The organism is Enterobacter sp. Ap-867, from assembly GCF_011752855.1.
Lineage (GTDB): Bacteria > Pseudomonadota > Gammaproteobacteria > Enterobacterales > Enterobacteriaceae > Cedecea.
In genome coordinates, this window is the sequence record NZ_VWWS01000001.1 from 1,328,135 (window position 1) to 1,349,467 (window position 21,333).

The 21,333-nt window shown below is 56.2% G+C and carries 17 protein-coding genes; 10 read left to right on the plus strand and 7 right to left on the minus strand.

The annotated features are described in order from the left end of the window. Nucleotides 1-94 precede the first annotated feature (94 nt). The 3 genes from kdgT to kduD all read left to right on the plus strand — a co-directional run bounded on the left by kdgT (nucleotide 95) and on the right by kduD (nucleotide 2,826). Nucleotides 95-1,087, plus strand: coding sequence for a 2-keto-3-deoxygluconate transporter (kdgT, locus tag F3J26_RS06250; RefSeq protein WP_166992383.1), 993 nt, complete (start codon nucleotides 95-97; stop codon nucleotides 1,085-1,087). 113 nt (nucleotides 1,088-1,200) lie between these two features. Further along, nucleotides 1,201-2,037 carry a 5-dehydro-4-deoxy-D-glucuronate isomerase gene (kduI, locus tag F3J26_RS06255; protein WP_166992385.1) on the plus strand — a complete coding sequence of 279 codons (837 nt, stop codon included), beginning with the start codon at nucleotides 1,201-1,203 and terminating at the stop codon, nucleotides 2,035-2,037. Nucleotides 2,038-2,064: 27 nt separating this feature from the next. Further along, the gene (kduD, locus tag F3J26_RS06260) at nucleotides 2,065-2,826 is read left to right on the plus strand and encodes a 2-dehydro-3-deoxy-D-gluconate 5-dehydrogenase KduD (protein ID WP_166992387.1); all 762 of its coding nucleotides are present in this window, start codon (nucleotides 2,065-2,067) and stop codon (nucleotides 2,824-2,826) included. 93 nt (nucleotides 2,827-2,919) lie between these two features. Here the strand turns inward: kduD and F3J26_RS06265 are convergent, their stop codons facing one another. Both F3J26_RS06265 and F3J26_RS06270 read right to left on the minus strand, forming a co-directional pair. Beyond that, nucleotides 2,920-5,991, minus strand: a complete 3,072-nt coding sequence (locus F3J26_RS06265) for a beta-galactosidase (protein WP_166992389.1) — start codon at nucleotides 5,989-5,991, stop codon at nucleotides 2,920-2,922. A 110-nt stretch (nucleotides 5,992-6,101) separates the two neighbouring features. After that, nucleotides 6,102-7,181: a LacI family DNA-binding transcriptional regulator gene (locus tag F3J26_RS06270; protein WP_166992391.1), complete on the minus strand. Its 1,080-nt coding sequence runs from the start codon at nucleotides 7,179-7,181 to the stop codon at nucleotides 6,102-6,104. Between the two features lie 71 nt (nucleotides 7,182-7,252). Between F3J26_RS06270 and F3J26_RS06275 the strand changes: the two genes are divergently transcribed. Continuing rightward, nucleotides 7,253-7,870 (plus strand): glutathione S-transferase family protein, encoded by a 618-nt coding sequence (locus F3J26_RS06275; RefSeq protein WP_166992393.1) that lies wholly within the window; start codon nucleotides 7,253-7,255, stop codon nucleotides 7,868-7,870. Between the two features lie 75 nt (nucleotides 7,871-7,945). Beyond that, on the plus strand, nucleotides 7,946-8,758 hold the full coding sequence (locus F3J26_RS06280; RefSeq protein ID WP_166992395.1) for an arylamine N-acetyltransferase family protein: 813 nt from the start codon (nucleotides 7,946-7,948) through the stop codon (nucleotides 8,756-8,758). Between the two features lie 415 nt (nucleotides 8,759-9,173). Here F3J26_RS06280 and F3J26_RS06285 read toward each other — a convergent pair whose 3' ends face one another. Continuing rightward, a complete protein-coding gene (locus F3J26_RS06285; RefSeq protein ID WP_166992397.1) occupies nucleotides 9,174-9,815 on the minus strand; it encodes an HD domain-containing protein in 642 nt (213 codons plus the stop codon). 113 nt (nucleotides 9,816-9,928) lie between these two features. Here F3J26_RS06285 and F3J26_RS06290 point away from each other — a divergent pair, with 113 nt between their 5' ends. Further along, nucleotides 9,929-10,882 carry a helix-turn-helix domain-containing protein gene (locus tag F3J26_RS06290; protein WP_166992400.1) on the plus strand — a complete coding sequence of 318 codons (954 nt, stop codon included), beginning with the start codon at nucleotides 9,929-9,931 and terminating at the stop codon, nucleotides 10,880-10,882. Nucleotides 10,883-10,885: 3 nt separating this feature from the next. Here F3J26_RS06290 and F3J26_RS06295 read toward each other — a convergent pair whose 3' ends face one another. Next, entirely contained in the window at nucleotides 10,886-12,928 is a 2,043-nt protein-coding gene (locus F3J26_RS06295) for a choline transporter (protein WP_008458860.1), read from the minus strand. 291 nt (nucleotides 12,929-13,219) lie between these two features. Between F3J26_RS06295 and betI the strand changes: the two genes are divergently transcribed. From betI to pptA, 4 genes are all read left to right on the plus strand, one after another. Continuing rightward, on the plus strand, nucleotides 13,220-13,813 hold the full coding sequence (betI, locus tag F3J26_RS06300) for a transcriptional regulator BetI (protein ID WP_166863880.1): 594 nt from the start codon (nucleotides 13,220-13,222) through the stop codon (nucleotides 13,811-13,813). Nucleotides 13,814-13,830: 17 nt separating this feature from the next. Continuing rightward, nucleotides 13,831-15,303: a betaine-aldehyde dehydrogenase gene (gene betB / locus F3J26_RS06305; RefSeq protein ID WP_166992402.1), complete on the plus strand. Its 1,473-nt coding sequence runs from the start codon at nucleotides 13,831-13,833 to the stop codon at nucleotides 15,301-15,303. Nucleotides 15,304-15,322: 19 nt separating this feature from the next. After that, nucleotides 15,323-17,008, plus strand: a complete 1,686-nt coding sequence (betA, locus tag F3J26_RS06310) for a choline dehydrogenase (protein WP_166992404.1) — start codon at nucleotides 15,323-15,325, stop codon at nucleotides 17,006-17,008. Between the two features lie 102 nt (nucleotides 17,009-17,110). Next, complete coding sequence (pptA, locus tag F3J26_RS06315) at nucleotides 17,111-17,341, plus strand: tautomerase PptA (protein WP_039293536.1); 231 nt, start codon at nucleotides 17,111-17,113, stop codon at nucleotides 17,339-17,341. 27 nt (nucleotides 17,342-17,368) lie between these two features. Here pptA and F3J26_RS06320 read toward each other — a convergent pair whose 3' ends face one another. From F3J26_RS06320 to F3J26_RS06330, 3 genes are all read right to left on the minus strand, one after another. Next, entirely contained in the window at nucleotides 17,369-17,866 is a 498-nt protein-coding gene (locus tag F3J26_RS06320) for an AAA family ATPase (RefSeq protein WP_166992407.1), read from the minus strand. Nucleotides 17,867-17,969: 103 nt separating this feature from the next. Next, nucleotides 17,970-19,067 (minus strand): ABC transporter substrate-binding protein, encoded by a 1,098-nt coding sequence (locus F3J26_RS06325; protein WP_166992410.1) that lies wholly within the window; start codon nucleotides 19,065-19,067, stop codon nucleotides 17,970-17,972. A 1-nt stretch (nucleotide 19,068) separates the two neighbouring features. Continuing rightward, complete coding sequence (locus F3J26_RS06330; protein ID WP_205246356.1) at nucleotides 19,069-21,210, minus strand: TonB-dependent siderophore receptor; 2,142 nt, start codon at nucleotides 21,208-21,210, stop codon at nucleotides 19,069-19,071. Nucleotides 21,211-21,333: the final 123 nt, after the last annotated feature.

Here is a 21,333-nt window from a genome sequence, read left to right on the forward strand (position 1 = left end):
GTCGTAAATTATCCGATGATTATTCTCGGAGGTTTACGTCTGGGGTTTTGCAATAAAAAATCCATTGATTAACTCTTTTATCGAGGAAACAAAGATGCAAATTAAGAGGGCAATAGACAAAATCCCCGGGGGATTAATGCTGGTGCCGCTATTTTTAGGTACCCTGTGTAACACCTTTGCTCCGGGCACCGGCAAATACCTTGGCTCATTTACCAACGGGTTGATTACCGGCACGGTGCCGATCCTTGCCGTTTGGTTCTTTTGTATGGGGGCGTCGATTGAGCTCAAAGCCACGGGGACGATGCTGAAAAAATCCGGCGTACTGGTGGTGACCAAGATTGCTACCGCCTGGGTTGTCGCCATGGCCGTCGGGTCGTTTCTGCCGCTGAGCGGCGTTGAAGCCGGCCTCTTTGCAGGTATCTCCACCCTGGCGCTGGTGGCGGCGATGGACATGACCAACGGCGGGCTATATGCCGCGCTGATGAATCAGTACGGCTCCAAAGAAGAGGCCGGAGCCTTTGTCCTGATGTCGCTGGAGTCCGGGCCGCTGATGACAATGGTGATACTGGGCACCGCCGGGATTGCCTCCTTCGAGCCGCAGCTGTTTGTCGGGGCCGTGCTGCCTTTCCTGGTAGGATTTGTGCTGGGTAACCTTGATCCCGATCTGCGTAAAATGTTCGGTGGCGCGGTACAAACGCTGATTCCGTTCTTCGCCTTTGCGCTCGGCAATACCATTAAGCTGCAGGTCATTTTCGAAACCGGCCTTGCCGGGATCCTGCTGGGTCTCGTGGTTATTGTGGTCACCGGGATCCCACTGATTCTTGCGGATAAATTCATCGGCGGCGGCGATGGCACGGCAGGCATAGCGGCCTCAAGTACGGCGGGTGCCGCCGTGGCTACGCCGGTATTAATTGCTCAGATGGTGCCAGAATTTGCGCCAGCGGCACCGGCAGCTACCGCCCTGGTGGCCACCAGCGTGATTGTCACTTCTCTTCTTGTCCCGATTCTGACCGCGCTTTGGGCAAAGCAGGCTAAAAAAGGCAAGACCAGCCAGGAGGTTGTTTTCGTCAGACAACCCGCACCTTAATTGTTTAGCTAAATATATACCTGAGATTCAGATTAAATAACTTATTCCCTTTATGGCATATATCCGCCAGGGACTAACTCGCGTTAAATTCAATATAGACTAAGGAGTCATGTATGGATATCAGACAAAGTATTCACAGCGATCACGCTAAAACGCTGGACACCGCCGGGATTAGAAAAGAGTTTTTAGTTGAAAATATTTTCGAAGCCGATAAATACACGATGGTCTACAGCCATATTGATCGCATCGTGATTGGCGGCATTATGCCGGTAAATAAAAGCGTTTCAATTGGCGAAGAAGTCGGTAAGCAGTTTGGCGTGAACTATTTCCTCGAACGCCGTGAGCTGGGGCTGATTAATATAGGCGGGGCCGCCGTGATTACCGTCGATGGCACCGAATACCGCGTAGAAAAAGAAGAAGCGATGTATATCGGGAAAGGCGCCAGGCATGTGGCGTTCGCAAGCGTCGACAGCGCTACACCCGCCAAACTCTACTACAACAGCGCGCCAGCCCACCACGCGTATCCAACAAGAACCATTACCGCCGCAGATACGGTGGCCGCGCCGTTAGGCAGCCTGGAAAGCTGCAATAAGCGCACCATTCGCAAGTATCTGGTGCCGGAGATACTCGACACCTGCCAGCTCAGCATGGGCATGACCCGGCTTGAAGAGGGCAGTAACTGGAATTCAATGCCCAGCCACACCCATGAACGCCGCATGGAAGTCTACTTCTACTTCGACATGGACGAAGACACCATCATCTTCCACATGATGGGCAAACCCCAGGAAACTCGACACGTCGTCCTGCACAACGAGCAGGCGGTGATCTCGCCGAGCTGGTCCATTCACTCGGGCGTCGGAACCAAACGCTACACCTTTATTTGGGGCATGATCGGCGAAAATTTAACCTTCGACGACATGGACCACATTGCCATGAAAGATATCCGCTGAATCGCTAGCGCTCACAAGGAGAACACAATGGTTTTAGAACAGTTTGCATTAACAGGAAAAGTGGCGCTGGTGACCGGCTGTAATACCGGGCTGGGGCAGGGCATGGCGGTTGGCCTGGCGCAGGCGGGCTGCGATATTATTGGTGTTAACATTGCAGAACCGGCGGAAACCCGCCAGCAAATTGAAGCGCTGGGGCGGCGTTTTGTGAATATCTCTGCCGACCTGAGCCGCTATGAGAATCTGCAAAACGTGGCCGATGACGCCGCCGCCGTTTTTGGACGGATAGATATTCTGGTGAACAATGCCGGGATTATTCGCCGCCAGGATGCCCTTGCGTTTTCGGAGCAGGACTGGGACGACGTGATGAACGTGAACCTCAAAACGGTTTTCTTCCTTTCTCAGGCGGTGGCGAAGCAGTTTATCAAGCAGAAAAGCGGGGGGAAAATCATCAATATTGCGTCGATGCTCTCTTTCCAGGGCGGGATCCGCGTGCCTTCTTATACCGCGTCCAAAAGCGGCGTCATGGGCGTCACCCGCCTGATGGCGAACGAATGGGCGAAACACAATATCAACGTCAATGCGATTGCGCCGGGCTATATGTCCACCAACAACACCGCGCAGTTAAGAGCGGATGCGGATCGCAGTAGTGAGATTCTGGATCGCATCCCGGCCGGGCGCTGGGGGCTCCCATCGGATCTGATGGGGCCGGTTGTGTTCCTGGCGTCACCGGCGTCAGGCTACGTGAACGGCTACACCATTGCCGTCGACGGCGGCTGGCTGGCACGTTAACGTTGCTGACGAAGAGGGGAAAAGCGTGGTTTTTCCCTCTTCGTGGTTATGTGAACGCGTAAAGACCGCCTGCACAACAGGCGGCCTTTTCGACTACTTTTTCTGCCAGCTAACCGCGTAGTGATAATGTGACCCGGAGAGCAGAAACTCCGGCGAGACGCTCGGGCTCCAGGAATCGTCCCCGCCCACGCCCATATGATAGCCGTCTATATTCAGCCAACTGCCTTCTTCTTCTTTCAATAAATGCCGGTGCGTGGCTTCCTGCAGCTGTTTCTGGCCGTAGCGGCTGAGATTGAAGTGAAACGCCCCACGCCAGCGGTGGCTGCCGTATTCAAGCGACGAGGTATCGCAGCGCAGGCCATTTTCACTCGGGAAAACGTAGGGCGTGTACATGTCCGCCAGCGGCAGCGTCCAACGGTCCATCAGCGCTGAGCTTTTGCGGTCGGGATAGTTCTCGTGCGGGCCGCGGCCAAACCAGTTCACCTCAGATTCAATATCCGCGAGCTGACAGCAAAGGCCAATGCGCGCCGGGGCTGGCGTGCCGAAGGCAATGTCCACATCCACCGTAATATGCAGCACGCCCTCGCTGTCGATGAGATAGCTTTTGCGGCTGATAAACAGCGTTTTACCGTTACCCTGCCAGCTGTGGACGGTGCGAACCAGCACCGCGTTGCCCAGCCTGTCAACGTCGAAACTCAGCAGTTCCGGCGTCAGGTCGTACATGCCTGCGGCCTTCCAGCGCTCCACCCAGGCATTAGGATCGATATGTGCGGCCTCGCTGATGCCGATGTCATTATCCAGCGGTGCCCGTGTGAAATTATCCTGTAGCGGCCGGAGAAGCGTAGGCTGCTGATGGCTAAACCACTGGCAAAGCAGGCCGCTTCTACGCTCAAAGCGCCAGTGCTGATCGCCGTGGAACACATCGGCGTGCCTGTCGTCCATTTGCAGCAACGGCGCTGAACCGCCGGGGAGAGTTGTGGGCCTGACTAACGTGGACGGCAACTGCCACTGCTCCCGAGCGCAACAATGCCCGGCCTCACTCCATGAGGTGGCTTGTACCTGCCGTACGTCGACATTGAGCCAGACAGCACCGGGGCGCGTAATCTCCGGCAGCGGAAGCTGAAGCACGCGGGTTTGTTCTGGGGCCAGGTCCAGCGCCAGTTCACCACTGGCGAGCACTTCACCCTCGAGTTTCAGCGTCCAGACCAGCCGTTCGTTATCACTATGGCGGAACAGGTACTCGCTGGTAACTTCCAGTCCGTTGTCCGCCAACAGGCGGAACTGGAAGAACTGCTGCGCATGTTTCGCTTCATGCAGCGCCGGATGCGGCGTGCGGTCGGCGAAGACCAGGCCGTTCATGCAGAACTGCCGATCGTTTGGCGTGTCGCCAAAATCACCGCCGTAGGCGGCCCAGGGCCGGCCGCTTTCATCATGTTTTATCAGCGACTGATCGACCCAGTCCCAGACAAAACCTCCCTGCAGCCGTGGATGCTGGCGAAATGCCTCCCAGTATTTACTGAACCCGCCCAGGCTGTTGCCCATCGCGTGGGCGTATTCGCACAGAATCAGCGGGCGGCTTTCTTCAGGCAGCCCCAGCCATTTCTTTATCGACCACTTTGGCACCTGCGGGAAGGGCTGATCCTGATCCACCCGGGCATACATCGGGCAGATAACGTCGGTGGCCGCCGTGTCCGCGCCGCCGCCTTCATACTGCACTGGCCGCGTGGGATCGTTGGATTTTATCCAGCGGTAGAGGGCATCGTGATTGCTGCCGTGCCCGGACTCGTTGCCGAGCGACCAAATGATAATGGACGGATGATTGCGATCGCGCTGCACCATGCGCGTCACGCGCTCGACCATTGCTGGCAGCCACGTCGGATCGTCGCTCAGGCGGTTCATCGGCACCATGCCGTGGGTTTCAATATTGGCTTCATCCACAACATAAAGGCCGTAAAAGTCGCACAGCCTGTACCACAGCGGGTGATTGGGATAATGCGAGCAGCGCACGGCGTTGAAGTTATTCTGCTTCATCAGCAGGATATCGCGCCGCATTGTTTCTTCCTCCATCACCTGGCCGTTGACCGGGTGATGCTCGTGCCGGTTAGTGCCGCGCAAAAGCAGCGGTTTGCCGTTGAGCTTCAGCAGCCCGCCGGTAATCTCCACTTTACGGAAGCCAACGTCATAGCTTTCGGCTTCGATAAGCGCATTGCCTTGCTGCAGGACAACCACGGCGCGATAGAGATTCGGCACTTCCGCACTCCACAACAGCGGCTGTTCAACCGGCAGATGCAGGGTAGTGCGGTCGTGATAAGCCCCGCGTTCGTCAATAATCTCACTGCCGATAGACTGCAGTTTCGCCGCCAGCAATGTCTCGCCGCGCCAGAGCTGTACCAGCACTTCGCAGGCGCTGATGTTCTGACCTTCAAGTTTGACTAACGCCCGCAGCTCACCGCGTGAAAAATCTTCGTTAATATCGGTCTGCAACTGCACGTCGGCAAGGCGAGTTTCCGGCTTATGCAGCAGCGAAACATCGCGGAAAATACCGCTCATGCGCCACATATCCTGATCTTCCAGATACGTGCCGTCGCTCCAGCGAAGCACCATCACCGCAATACGGTTGCAGCCGGGTTTTAGCCCGGCGCTGAGATCAAATTCGGAGGGCAGACGACTGTCCTGGGCGTAGCCGATCCAGATGCCGTTGCACCACAGATGAAAGGCGGAGTTTACGCCATCAAAAATAATCCTCGTTTGCCCGCTCGTCAGCCAGGTTTCATCGACTTCAAATGTGAGCGAGTAACAACCGGTGGGATTGTCTTGCGGTACAAAAGGCGGGTTGACCGGAATCGGGTAGGTGATGTTGGTATAAACAGGCGCATCGTAGCCCAGCATTTGCCAGTTCGACGGGACGAGAATAGCGTCGGCTTCAGGAAGGTCTTCGCTGATCCAGCTCTCCGGCACCGCTTCGGGGCGAGGGAAATAGCTAAACGCCCATTCACCGTTAAGGGATCGCCGCGACGGTGAGCACTTATCATCCCTGGCATCTTCCAGCGAACGCCAGCTGGAAAACGGGGGATGAGCCGCCAGCGAGTTAAGCTGGGTCACGCCGGGGGATTCCCAGTCGCGGCGGGCCAGCGTGGCATGGAGCGAAGGTGAAATATTGGTCATAGTGATGCACCTGCGAGGTGATTGTTATTCGCTCACAATTTAGCGTGAGTTGTTCAGGAGTAAAGCCATCACGCCGTATTCGGTGATGGGCCTCACAAAGAACCCCGGTTTTATTTCAGGCGCGAAATCTGCTGCGCGAGGCGGGAAAGCTCGTCGGCCAGCTGTGCCGCCGTGGGCTGCATCAGGCTACCCGGTGCGGCTGTCGTTTTGCGTTCTACGAGGCTGACAGGCTGCAGCGCCGCTAATTCACCGCCCTGATGAATAAGCGCCACCATGCCGTTCACGCTGGCTTCGCCTAGCAGCCGGAAGTCCTGCCGGATGGTCGTCAGCGGGGGAAGAAAACAGGCGCTATCTTCGGTGTCATCAAAACCAATAACGGAAATGTCCTGCGGCACCACGAACCCGGCTTCGTGAATGGCACGCAGGGTGCCCAGCGCCATTTGATCGTTAGCCACAAGAATTGCCGTCGGCTTCTGATCGTCGCGTAAAAGCTGGCTAACCTGCTGGTAGCCTGACAGAGAACTCCAGTCCCCACGCAGAAAGGCCGCAGGCGCAAGCTGATGCTCCGCTAGCGTTCGCTGCCAGCCTTCAAGCCGCAGCCGGGCTGAGACCGAGTTTTCAGGGCCAGCAAGCAAGGCAATATGGCGATGCCCCAGTGTGACCAGATGTTCCACAGCAAGATCGGCGCCTGAAGCGGCGTCGGTAACAATATGATTAGCCGAAACCTCCGGCGAAACATCAAGGAACAACACGGGAACATCGCCGCAGGCCGCCTGCACGGCTGCCACCTCCGCCGCTTCCAGCGGAATGTTCACAATCAGCCCGTCAACGCGCTGGGCAAGCAGGCTATTCACGGCGGCGCAGGCCGCGTCAACACCGGGCTGTTCAACCATCGAAATCATTACGTTGAACTGCAGCTCACCGGCTTTGGATTTTATCGCCGCCGCAATCTGCGAAGGGGCATGCAGGGAAAGGGTGGTGGTCGCCAGGCCAAGCGTCTGGCTGAGTTTCCCCGCCAGCTGCTGCGCTACGCGATTAGGGACATAGTTCAGCGCTTTCATCGCGGCTTCAACTTTTTGCCGCGTTTTCGCCGAAACGTGCGAAGCCTGGTTGATCACTCGCGAAACGGTTTGATACGACACGCCTGCCAGCTCGGCAACATCGTACAGTGTCACAGATTTCGCTTTCATTGCAGGCTTCCTTCTCGCAGACGCTGGTAGGGCGGCTATTCTACACATAACGCGAAAGCCGGGAGAAACTTATGTATAAACTGTATGGCGTGTCGAGTTTTGGGTCGGCCATTACTGAATTGATGCTAACGCTGGTTGAGGAACCTTACAAATTCATCGACGTTGATGGGTTTGATACAGCGGGGCCAATGCGGGATCGGCTGCTGGAGATTAATCCGCTGGCGCAGGTGCCAACCCTTGTGCTGGAAAACGGAGAAGTGCTGACCGAAAGCGCGGCCATCGCGCTCTGGATCCTCGATCGTCACCCGCAGTATGCCCCGCCCATTGGCACGCCTGAGCGGCAGCAGTTTTACCGCCTGCTTATCTGGATTGTGGCCAACGTTTATCCCACCTTCACCTACGGCGATTACGGTGAACGCTGGGTAGAAGAAGAGGCCACGGTCCTCACCGAAAACCTTTACCGCTACCGCGAGTCGCTGTGGCTGTGGTTTGAAACGCAGCTCGGTGCTGGCCCCTATATTTTTGGCGAACGGCTGACGCTGCTGGATTTGTATCTGCCGGCGATGACCCGCTGGCGGCCCCGGCAGACCTGGTTTGACCAACACACGCCTAAGCTTGCCGCCGTGGCGAATCAGGTTCGTGCGCTGCCGCAGCTCAATAAAGTGTTGGGCAGAAACGGCATGCTTTAAAGCACGAACGATCATCTGCCTGCCGGCCTCCGCATTTATAGTGAGGCCATTCATTCGCAGCAGGGAATCAGCAAAATGGCAGTAGATTTGGGGCTTTATTTCGACCGTATTAACTATCACGGGCCGCGCAGCGCCACCATAGAAACGTTACGTGCGCTGCATCTGGCGCACGCCTGCACTATTCCGTTTGAGAATCTGGACGTTTTGCTCGGCAGAACGCTCCATATCGACGACGAAAGCGTCTTTGAAAAGCTGGTCGTGGCCGGGCGCGGCGGCTGGTGTTTTGAGCAAAATGGCCTGTTTCGCAATGTTCTCGCCGAGCTTGGCTTTGAGGTGGAGAACTTAGCGGCCCGCGTGCTGCTGGCCAACCCGCCGCAGATGCCCGCGAGGACGCATCGCCTCACGAAAGTGACCGTCGACGGCCAGGACTGGATCGCTGACGTCGGCTTCGGCGGTAAAACGCTGCCTGAACCGGTTCGTCTGGTGGCCGGTGAAATGCAGCAGACGACGCATGGCGTGTACAGTTTCGAACGTGTTGACCACGACTGGCTGCTGAAATTCCATGACGCCGACAAGGTGATTAACCTGTATCGTTTTAGCCTCGAACCGCAGTACGACTCTGATTACGAAGCCGGGAACCACTACGTGGCAACGTGGCCGCAGTCGCACTTCCGTCACTGCCTGACGCTGAGTTTGTACAAGGCCAATGGCGAAAAAAATACGCTCTACAGCGCCGGGGAAAACGCACCGGTCTTTACCCGTGCACAAGACGTTTATGATCTGCTCCAGAAAAACTTCAATTTGCGCTTCGACCATCCGCGCCATGGCATCAGTCTCGAAGAGTTTTCGGCGATGCTGGTACGGATTGGCGTGATAAAACCAGCCTGACCTGTCCACTTTGACGCCGCAGTTCGTGCCAGCGCGCTGCGGCGATCCGCCTGGATCGTAAAGTTACACCCCAAAACTCGAAATAAAATAGCAACGGTACGCGCGTAGATAGCGGATATATCTTGTTTCAAAACCAATGCAAGGGTAAAAGGCCGAATAATATGAGGAATATTCAAAAATTGACGTTACTTTGAAAATTTCCTTTATCAATTTGAGCCTTTTTCTTTTAGCATATCGGCGGTTCTCATCAGGCGGCTCAGCGGTTAATACAGGTTATGAAAAACATCTTTCTGGCAATTATCCTTTCTCTTATGGTTATTGGCGCTTTTGCTCACGATCCGCAGCCTGGCACCGGGCTTGATTCGCTTGCCGCCGTGCAGGGCAGGTGACCCCTAAGCCACCCGCCTGACGTTGCTTAACCCGCCCAGCGGGAAGCGCGAATAATACTGCAGAAGTTCAGCGGCTCGAACGCAGGCTCTTTATCCCGAATGACATCGGCCTTCACGTTGCCAAACGTGGTGGCTGGTTTGTTTTTAATCCCGTCGTAAAATGCCTGAATAATTTCTTCCTTGAATGCCGCAGGGCGAGGATGTAGTTTCACCACCTGCTCGCGATGTTCCGCGCTGAATTTGTCGTAATCAATCCCAAGCACATCCATTTCCACGCCGGCCGTGACCAGCGCAATTTCCGGCGCCATAAACTCAGGAATACCCGGTGTCGTGTGCAGGGCAATCGCCGTCCACACTTTGTCGATATCCGCCTGGCTAACGCCGTACTGACGCATAAAATCCTGTGCGGCAAACGCGCCGTCCACTTCAAAGCGCCTGTCGCAGCTGCAGTGTTCGTGGGTCAGCCCCATATCGTGGAACATACAGCCGATGTACAGCAGCTCATGATCAACCTTAAGTTCACGTCGCTGCCCGGCCAGCGCCGCCCAGTAGTAAACCCGGCTGGAGTGGTGGAAAAGTAAATCTGATTCGGTGTCGCGGACCAGTTGGGTAGCTTCCCGCGCCATTTTGGTGTCAGGCATGGCGATGCCGTTAATTTTTAAGCTCATCTCTTTCTCCTCATGTTGGTGTTGGAGTAGCATAGGCCTCCGTTGAAATGTCTTGAATAGTCGCATAACGACGATTTAAGACTTATGCCGCAGTTCGCGACGTGGAGAAGAGAATGGCGCATCAAATCCTGATCCTGGCGGTGCCGGGCGTTCAACTGTTGGATGTTTCCGGGCCGCTGGACGTGTTTGCCGAAGCAAACCGCGTGCTGTGCCGCGAGGTTTATCACTCACGAATTGTTGCGCTGGAAGACCCGACAATTGTCGCTTCATCCGGGGTTAAACTGCTGGCTGACGATGTGCTGGAAAGCACGGCGGGCGGGCGGGAAACCACATTTCTGGTCGCCGGTGCGCCGGATGCGGCAGGCAGAACGCTTAGCGCCGAACAGGGCAAAAAAATGATCGCGCTTTGTACCCAGAGCCGCCGCTTTGGCTCCGTCTGTACCGGCGCACTTTTATTGGCACAAACGGGCTTATTAAAAGGCAGGAAAGTCACTACCCACTGGTCAGCTGCATCGCTTTTAGCCGCCCATTACCCCGAAACGGAAGTTAGCGCCGACGCGCTGTACATCATGGATGGGGCGTTACGCACGGCGGCAGGCGTGACATCCGGGCTGGATCTCGCGTTAAGGCTGGTGGAAGAGGATCTGGGCCGGGAAGTCGCGCAGGACGTAGCGGCTAATCTGGTGATGTTCTTCAAGCGGCCAGTAAACCAGAACCACTTCATCCGCGAGCAAAAGACCTCGCTCAGCGGCCGCAGCGCGCTGCAGGATCTCCAGCGCTGGACCCTCGCCAACATAGCGGAGGTGACCACGGTCCAGCAGATGGCGGCACATATTCACCTCAGCGTGCGGCATTTAACGCGCCTGTTTCATCAGGAAATACAGATCACGCCGGGCGAGTGGCTGGAGGCCGAAAAAGTGGCAAAGGCGAGGCAGCTGCTGGAGTCCGGCGAGCTGCCGGTAAAAGCGATACCCGCCGCCAGCGGGTTTTCCGGAGTGGATACGCTGCGGCGGGCGTTTGTGCGCCGAATGGGCATCACGCCCGCCGCGTATAAGAAGATGTGCTAACCCCTACACGTTCGGGAACGTGATACTGTTCCCCGGCGCCTCGCGGTGCAGGTGGATAAAGTTCAGGTGGCGTTCGTACTGATCGAGAATGTCGATGATCACCTGTTCTTTGCTGTAGTCCATCAGGTCATTGCCCTGGCTGCCTTCCAGCAGGAAAGTTTCCAGCCGGTAATAGGTCGACTTCCCGCTGCGGGCGCGGTAGGTAAAGCCCGGCACCGAATACTTCTGCGGCCAAATCTGGTAGACAAAGTTTTGTTCGTCGCCCATATGCACCCGCAGTTCAAGGTGCCCCAGCTTCTCATCCGGCAGCGGTGGCTCAACGGAAAGTTCGACCTTCGCGCCGCGCAGTTCCAGTTCCTGAGAAACCTCTTCCATCGCCGGGTAGCAAACGGTATCCATCATCTTCTGCGTATAACGCGTGCCGGGGTAGTTCATCAGCCGGGAGAGGCGTTTTTTCCAGCCAAGACGATCCTGCGCGGTCATCATATACGGCGCGGTGTCGCGACTGGCGCTAACGCGGCGGTAATCTTCAATTTTTAGCGATTTATACAGCCCAGCCATCACGAAGAAGATCACGAAGCTGAAGGGCAGGCCCATAATCACCGTCATGTTCTGCAGCGCGGAAATGCCGTTGGTCATCAGCATCCCCATTGTCAGCAGGCCAATCGCAATGGACCAGAAGATACGCAGCCAGTTGGGCGCATCGCTGTTAATGTCCTTCAGCTTAGAGGTGAAGTTCCCCAGCACCAGCGCGCCGGAATCCGCCGAGGTGACGTAGAACAACAGGCCGGTGATCGTCGCCACCGAAGCGCTAAAGGTGAAGCCGGGATACTGCGCCAGCAGGCTGTAGAAGCCGCGCTCCGGGTGCGCCATCGCTTCCTGGGCAAAGGTGCCGTCGCCGTGAATGATTTCGTACAGCGCGCTGTTGCCGAACACCGAAAGCCACAGCAGCGTAAAGGTAAACGGAATAATCAGCGTGCCTAACACGAACTCACGAATGGTACGGCCACGTGAAATACGCGCCAGGAACAGGCCGACAAACGGCGACCACGCCACCCACCAGGCCCAGAAGAACAGGGTCCAGTTGTTCATCCATTCCACCGGGCGGTCGAACGCAAAGCTGTTTAGCGTCATGCCCATAAAGCGATTGATGTAATCGCCCACGTTCAGCACCAGCGCGTTGAGCAGAAATTCGGTATTGCCCATAAACAGCACGAACAGGATCAGGCCCAGCGCCAGCGCCACGTTCAGTTCGGAAAGCACGCGAATACCTTTATCCACGCCGGAGGTGACCGAAATAGTGGCGATAATCACCGACAGAACGATCAATGCCGCTTTAGCCCCCAGGCTGTCCGGGATATCAAACAGCACGCTCAGCCCGTAGTTCAGCTGCACAACGCCGATCCCCAGCGTGGTGGCAATACCGAAAATCGTGCCGATCACCGCCGCGATATCCACCGTGTGCCCAATCGGGCCATTAATTTTCTTGCCGAAGATCGGGTACAGCGCCGAGCGAATCGTCAGCGGCAGATTATAGCGGTAGCTGAAATAGCCCAGCGCGATGCCCATCAGCGCATACATCGACCAGCCGGTCAGGCCGTAGTGGAACAGCGTCCAGACCATCGCCTGGCGCGCCGCCTCAATGGTTTGTCCGGCACCTTCCGGCGGCTGCATATATTGCGTCACCGGCTCGGCAACGGAGAAGAACATCAGGTCGATGCCTATCCCGGCGGCAAACAGCATCGCCGCCCAGCTCAGCACGCTGAATTCGGGCTTGGACTGTTCCGGCCCGAGCTTTATAGAACCGAAGCGTGAGCAGGCGATAAACACCACAAACACGATGTAGAGCGTGGCGGCAAGCAGGTAGTACCAGCCGAAGCGGGAGGAGACCCAGCTTAGCGTGTGGCTAATCAGATTCGCGGAGAAATCGCTATAAAAAATGGTCATCAAGGAAAAGCACAAAATCAGCCCGGCGGACGTGTAGAACACCACCGGGTTGATTTTGTCTTTTTCACTGGTAGCAGGAGCAGTAACGGGACTCGTCATCGATTACCTCAGGTTAAGTAACGGTGACTACTCAGATGAGCAGTTAAGTTTTTCTTGTGAATACAGGTGAGATTGCTTTTTAACAATTCCATAATCAATTTATGGTCTTACATTGATGATTAAATTTAATTCATTGAATTTATTCAAATAAAATCCTCGTTTTTATTGTCTGGAACGCGAGTGTTTCTCTGTTTTCACGTCATTGCGTAACAATTAATACACATTTTATATTGAACGTTCAATCAATAAACGCTTAAATAGATAACAATTATTGATGAATGGAGCAGGGCGATGCCAAAAAAAGGTATGCAGCCGATAAGGCGAAGACAGCTCATCGACGCCACATTAAACGCCATAAATGAGGTCGGCATGCATGATGCCACGGTGGCGCAAATTGCCCGCCGGGCCGGGGTCTCGACCGGCATCATCAGCCACTACTTCCAGGATAAAAACGGCCTGCTGGAGGCCACCATGCGGGACGTCACCGCCCAGCTCCGCGATGCGGTGGTGGGGCGACTGAAAGCTTTACCTGGCGCTTCTGCCGAACGGCGGCTGTGCGCCATCGTGGACGGAAATTTTGACGAGACACAAACGCACAGCGCGGCGATGAAAGCCTGGCTGGCATTTTGGGCCAGCAGCATGCACCAGCCGATGCTCTACCGGTTACAGCAGGTGAGCAGCCGCCGCCTGTTATCCACGCTCACCGCCGAATTCAGGCGCGAGCTGCCGCAGGAGGAAGCCCGGCTGGCGGGCTATGGCCTCGCGGCGCTGATAGACGGCCTTTGGCTGCGGGCGGCCCTAAGCGGCAAACCGTTTGACCGCAAAGCGGCGAGCGTACTGACCACGCAATTCATCAACCAGCATCTTACTGCGGTGAAAAGCTAATTTAGCGAGGAAAAATCATGTCCCGATTGGGTGAACAAAAGCTCTATATCGACGGCGCTTACGTGAATGCGCTCAGCGGTAAAACTTTCGAAACCATCAACCCGGCTAACGGCGAAGTGCTGGCGGTCGTTCAGGCTGCTGGCCGGGAAGACGTTGACCGCGCCGTGGCTGCGGCGAAGAAAGGGCAGAAAATATGGGCAGCAAAAACGCCCGTTGAGCGTGCACGCATTTTGCGCCGCGCGGTCGACATTCTGCGCGAGCGTAACGATGAGCTGGCCGAGCTGGAAACGCTAGACACTGGCAAAGCCTTCAGCGAAACCTCCGCCGTCGATATCGTCACTGGTGCAGACGTGCTGGAATATTATGCCGGGCTGACAACCACCCTGGAAGGCCAGCAGATCCCGCTGCGGGATACCTCATTCGTCTACACCCGCCGGGAGCCGTTGGGCGTTGTGGCCGGGATCGGCGCATGGAATTACCCGATTCAGATTGCGCTTTGGAAGTCTGCCCCTGCGCTGGCGGCTGGCAACGCGATGATCTTCAAACCGAGCGAAGTGACGCCGCTTACCGCACTTAAGCTGGCAGAAATTTATACCGAAGCCGGGCTGCCGGACGGCGTCTTTAGCGTGCTACCAGGCGTTGGCGCAGAAACGGGCCAACTGCTGACGGAACACCCTGGCATTGCCAAAGTTTCCTTCACCGGCGGCGTAGCCAGCGGCAAAAAGGTGATGGCGAATGCCGCCGGTACCACGCTGAAACAGGTCACGATGGAGCTGGGCGGTAAATCTCCGCTGGTTATCTTTGATGACGCCGATCTCAACCTGGCGGCGGACATCGCGATGATGGCCAACTTCTACAGCTCCGGCCAGGTCTGTACCAACGGTACTCGCGTTTTCATCCCTGCGGCGCTGAAAGCCGAGTTTGAGCAGAAAATTGTGGCGCGCGTGGGCCGCATTCGTGCCGGTGACGTAATGGACCCGCACACCAACTTTGGGCCGCTGGTCAGCTTCCCGCACCGCGAAAACGTCCTGCGCTACATCGAATCCGGCCGTGAAGAAGGCGCGACGCTGCTGTGCGGTGGCGACAAGCTGCGCGGAGATGGGTTTGATAACGGTGCCTGGGTTGCGCCCACGGTATTCACCGACTGCCGGGATGAGATGACTATCGTCCGCGAAGAAATCTTCGGGCCGGTAATGTCGATCCTTAGCTACGAATCAGAAGAGGAAGTGATTCGCCGCGCTAACGACACGGATTATGGCCTGGCGGCGGGCGTAGTCACGAACGACCTCACTCGTGCGCACCGCGTAATTCACCAGCTTGAGGCCGGGATTTGCTGGATTAATACCTGGGGAGAGTCGGCGGCGGAAATGCCGGTGGGCGGCTACAAGCATTCCGGCATTGGTCGCGAAAATGGCCTGATGACGCTGCAAAGCTATACGCAAGTTAAGTCAATCCAACTGGAGATGGGCACCTATCACTCAATCTTTTAACCCCACCTGAGGAGGATGAATGGAATTTGATTACATCATTATTGGAGCGGGTTCCGCAGGTAATGTTCTAGCTGCACGTTTAACGGAAGATCCCGATACCACCGTCCTGCTGCTTGAGGCAGGCGGCCCGGACTACCGCTTTGATTTCCGCACCCAAATGCCCGCGGCACTGGCGTTCCCGCTGCAGGGCAAGCGCTACAACTGGGCCTATGAAACCGACCCCGAGCCGTATATGAACAACCGCCGTATGGAGTGCGGGCGAGGCAAAGGGCTCGGCGGCTCATCCTTGATCAACGGCATGTGTTACATCCGTGGAAACGCGATGGATCTCGACAACTGGGCATCGATGCCGGGCCTGGAGAACTGGAGCTATCTGGACTGCCTGCCGTACTACCGCAAAGCGGAAACCCGCGATATCGGCCCCAACGATTATCACGGCGGCGAAGGCCCGGTGTCCGTTACGACGCCGAAGCAGGGCAACAACCCGCTGTTTCACGCGATGATCGAAGCGGGCGTTGAGGCGGGCTATCCGCGAACGGACGATCTGAACGGCTATCAGCAGGAAGGCTTTGGCCCGATGGACCGTACCGTGACGCCGAAAGGCCGCCGCGCCAGTACCGCCCGTGGTTATCTAGATGAAGCAAAGCGCCGGGAAAACCTGACCATCGTGACCCATGCAACCACTGACCGCATTATCTTTGATAATTTGCGTGCGGTAGGCGTGGAATACCTGGTGAACGATAGCCCGGTGCATTCCGTGGCCAAAGCGCGCAAAGAAGTTTTGCTGAGCGCCGGCGCGATTGCTTCGCCACAAATTCTGCAGCGCTCTGGGGTGGGCGATGCAGAATTCCTGGCAAGCCTTGAGATCCCTGTTGTTCATGACCTGCCGGGCGTGGGCGAAAACCTGCAGGATCATCTGGAAATGTACCTGCAATACGAATGCAAAGAACCGGTGTCGCTTTACCCGGCGCTGCAATGGTACAACCAGCCAAAAATCGGTGCAGAGTGGCTGTTTAACGGCACCGGCGTAGGCGCGAGCAACCAGTTTGAAGCGGGGGGCTTTATCCGCAGCCGCGAAGAATTTAGCTGGCCTAATATTCAGTATCACTTCCTGCCGGTGGCGATTAACTACAACGGCTCAAACGCGGTGAAAGAGCACGGTTTCCAGTGCCACGTCGGCTCTATGCGTTCCCCAAGCCGGGGCCGCGTGAAGCTGAAATCGCGCGACCCTCACGAGCACCCGAGTATTCTGTTCAACTATATGTCTCACGAACAGGACTGGCAGGAGTTCCGCGACGCGATTCGTATTACTCGTGAGATCATGCAGCAGCCAGCCCTGGATAAATACCGTGGCCGCGAAATCAGCCCCGGCGTTGACTGCCAGACGGACGAACAGCTGGATGAGTTTGTGCGTAACCATGCGGAAACCGCTTTTCACCCGTGCGGCAGCTGTAAAATGGGGCACGACGACATGGCCGTGGTGGACGAGCAGGGCCGGGTTCACGGCCTGCAGGGGCTGCGCGTGGTGGATGCTTCAATTATGCCGCAGATCATTACCGGCAACCTGAACGCCACCACCATTATGATCGGTGAAAAAATTGCCGATGCGATTCGCGGCAAAGCGCCGCTGCCGCGCAGCACCGCCAGCTATTACAAAGCGGAACAGTCGCCGGTCAGAAAAGCGCCGGCGCGAAAAATCCAGTAACCCTTCAAGGCCAGTGAAACTGGCCTTTCTTTTACCCGCCGCTTGCCCGATCCCCCTGTGAAGCAGTAAAACTACTGTTCAACAACAAAAAGGAGAATCACCGTGCCGCATATCGAAATCAAATGTTTCCCTCGTGAGCTGACCGAAGAGCAAAAACAGGCCGTGGCCAGCGAAATGTGTGATGTGCTGAAAAAGCACTTCGGCTCGAAGGACGAGTCGCTGTCCGTGGCGCTGAAAATGATCGATCAGGCGAACTGGAAAGCCGAAGTGTGGGATACGCAGATTGCGCCGGAGATGGATTCGCTGCTGAAAAAACCGGGTTACAGCCTTTAGTCAAGTTTAAAAGGTGACAATGTCACCTTATGGGTAGCGGATTATCGTCAACCCTTCGCGCTCATCGGGCGCAACGAAGTAGCGGGTAATCAAATCAAACTGCGCGTCCGTAGCGGCAAAATCATGAGTTCCGCTGCTGTTGCGGGCGCGTAATCTCTCCCGGCAAACGTCATCGGGCACGTCCAGATAGTGCAGGCGATTATCTGCCCCGGCTTCATCCGCAATCGACTTCATCCACTGGCGGTTTGCCAGCGTATTCGCCGGGAAATCGAGCACCACCGAAAGCCCGTTCCTCAGCAGGGAAACAAGATGCGGCGTTAGCGCTTTTTTCAGTTTGCCTGAGCAGGCGACATAATCCGCCACGCTTTGCATTTGCTCGCCGTAAAGCGCCGCGAGCCAGCTGTCTTCGCTGACCAGAATAGTATCGGGCGTTTCCATCAGCTTTGCGCTCAGGGTGGATTTACCGGCAGCAATTTTGCCGCAGAGAAGATGAAGCGTGGGCTGAGCGGGGGACGAGTCTGGCATTGACACCTCATGGAAAGAAACAGGTTTTCACTACTGTCTACCTGAGGAATGAAAGATACAACTAGTAAAATTGGCGGGTCAGAGCGGCTGACCCGCACACAGATTACTTCAGTTTCGTCCAGTAAGTGCCTGTTTCTTTCACCACCAGGAACTGCTGGTTCATCTCATCCAGCGTTTGCTGCGGATCCATATCCGCAAACAGCTGCGGGTGGAAGGTTTTGGCAAAGAACTCAACATCCAGTAAATGCCACGGCGAGAGGTAGAAGTTATGCCAGACTGCCCAGGCTTTGTCGTTCTGGATAGCGTTCAGATTAGAAATCACTTTCTGCTGGCTAAGCACCTGCGTAAAGCTTTGCTGCGCCTGAACGGCTGTGACTTCCGACCCCAATTTCAACCGGTCTGTTTGATCCGGCCCGGCGCTGCCGGTGGCGATGTAAATATCCGGGTTCACCGTCAGCAGCGCTTCCGGGGAAATCTTGCCATACACGCCGGGGAAGCGGCTCACGGCAATGTTATCCCCACCGGCAAAGGCCAGCAGATCCGCCAGGTTGCCGCGCCCGACGGTGGTGCAGCAGTCGCTTTTATCCCCTAAATGCAGCTGCAACATTACCGTCGGCTTCACGGGTTTAGCCTCAGCCAGGCGTTGGGCAATCTTCGCCATGTGCTGCTGATAGAAGGCGATAAACTTTTCCGTTTTCGGCTGGTCGTTTAGCGCTTCGCCCAGAATACGCAGGCTGGGAACGGTGTTATTCAGCTGATCGACGCGGAAATCAACGTAAATCACCGGAATATGCGCCTGCGTCAGCTGGGTAAGAAAGCTGTCGTGATTGCTCTCTTTTTTGGCGTAGATCGGCAGAATCACAAGGTCTGGATGCAGGGCGATAACCTTCTCCACGCTTATCTGCGAGAAGTTATTGTTGCCGATAGTCGGGATATCTTTGATAGCCGGGAACGCTTCGGTGTAGCGGTTCCAGGTCTGCGGATCCAGACGCTGCAGATCCGCAGGCCAGCCGACGACGCGCTTCGCCGGGTTACCGTCCTCCACCAAAGCGAGGGTGTAAATCATCCGGCTTTCGCCGACGACCAGGCGCTGCGGGTTATCCGGCACCTCAACTTTACGCTGCAGAATATCGGTTATCGTTTTGGCCTGACTGCCGGCGCTAAGCGCCAGCAGGGCCGCGAGCAACAGCGACTTTTTCATCTCAGAAGTCCACGCTGGCGGAGAGATAAGCGGTGCGCGGTTCACCTTCGATAACGCGCAGGTTACCTGCACTGGATTCATAGTACTCGCGGTTGAACAGGTTTTTGACGTTCAGCTTCAGCTCGGTATTTTTGCCCAGCAGCTTGCTGTCCCAGGCCACAAACGCATCCGCCACGGTGTAAGCCGGCATGGTGAAGCTGTTTTCCGGGTCACCCGCGCGGCTGCCGACGTAACGCCCGCCGCCGCCCAGGCGTAATTCACCCGGCAGCCAGGAGAAACGCAGGGTGTGGCTAAGGTAAAGTCCGCCCATGGTCGTCGGGGCATTTACCAGGCGGTTGCCGACGTTCACCGGATTGACGTTATCTTCCACGATCTCAGTTTTGTCATAGCTGTAGTTCGCCGTCAGGTTCCAGTCCTGCGCAATTTCGCCGTTAAGCTCTAATTCCGCACCGGTGGAGCGCGCTTTCGGGATATTGCGGGTCACGCCGTTGATAAAGATCGACATGTCTTTTTCATCAATGCGGTAGAGCGCCAGGCTGCTGGTCAGGCGAGGTGCCATCTGCCATTTCGCGCCCACTTCCCATGTCGTCCCTTTTTCGGTGGACGCTACGTTGCCGTTGTCGTCCGTTTGCGTGGAAGGGGTGAACGACTTGCTGTAGCTGCCGTACAGCGACACGTCAGGCACGATTTTGTACACCAGGCCAAGCTGCGGCAGGAAGGCATTGCCCCGGTCCTCCAGCGTGGTTTGCGGGTTTACCCAACCGGCGCTGGAGGTCTGGGTATAGCGCTGCAGGCGGCCACCCAATACGGCAATCCACTGGTCAGTCAGATGAATGCTGTCTTTCGCAAACACGGAGCGGCTGTAGAGATTAGTGCGCAGGTTGCTGTTGGAATCGCTATAGGTGCTGCCGTTGGTGACCGGCGAGACGCCGTACACCGGGTTATACATATTGAAGGTTTTCGTCACCTTCCCACGATACGAATACTTCTTGTAGGTTTCGTTTTGCTCGTAATCCACGCCCAGCGTGATGTCATGGGTCATGCCCAGCAGTTCAGGGCTGCCGCTGATGTCCCAGGACGCGTAATCCGTCTGGTGGTTAAAGCCGCGGTTAGCATCCGCGCGGCGGGAAACCAGGCCGCTGTTAGGATCGACCGCCGTGGCACGCACTTCGTTACTGTCGTAGCGGCGCTGCATCCAGGCGTAGTTCAGGTTCGTTTCCCAGGTGTCATCCAGCTTGTACGAGTAGTTGGTCGTCAGGCGTTTGTTTTTGCCCCAGGCATGGTTGGCGTAATCGTCAATGCGGCGGTCGTAAGGAATGTTGAGCGGTTTGCCGTTGATAAACGCCGTGCCGCGGTCATACGGAATATCAAACTTATATTCTACGTAGCTGATATTGAAAGAGGCTTTGTCACCGTACCAGCTGAGCGACGGGGCAATCAGCGTGTGTTCGTCGGTGCCGAAATTCCGCCAGTAATCCTCATGCTGGCGTTCGGCGACCAGGCGGAAGGCGAAGCCGTTGCCGAGCGGGCCGGTGACGTCAACCATGCCGGAGCCACCGCCGTTGCTGCTGCTGGTGCCGCTGACGTGGGTGTTCCAGCTGTACTGCGGTTTCTTGCTGACGAGGTTAATCACGCCGCCAGGGTTCAGGATGCCGTAGAGCAGGGAGGCTGAGCCTTTCAGCACCTCAACATGGTCGATGCTGGAATCCATCGCCAGGCCCTGGTTGCTGCGCACCCCGTCAATAAACACGGAGCCGTCGCTGTTCGAACCGAACCCGCGTTTGACAAAACCGTCCTCGATGCCGCCGAGAGTATTACTCTGCGTGACGCCGCTGACGAACTTCATCGCGTCATTGACCGAGGTCACCGCGTAGTCGTCAATCACCTGCGGCGTGACCACGCTAACGGACTGCGGAATCTCGCTGCGCGGCGTCTTGCTGCGGGAGGCGATGGTAGAGTCATCCTGGGTATAGCTGGTTGGTGAGCCGTCCGGGTTCGCGGTAGCGACCACGGTTAAGGTGTCTTCCTTCGGTTTGTCGGCGGCGAAAGCCGGAGCCCCAACAATGAAGGTTGAAATGATTAATAATTTTGAATTAACAAGTGCCTGGCGAACGAAAGTAGAACCAAAAGGAATGCGATTCATGATGTTGTTTATCTGAACTGAAGCGATTTTATAATGGGAATTGAGATGATAATAACAATAATTAGCATTTACAATATTAACTCTGCTTACATAATTACTGGTTTTATGTCCAAAATCCTGATG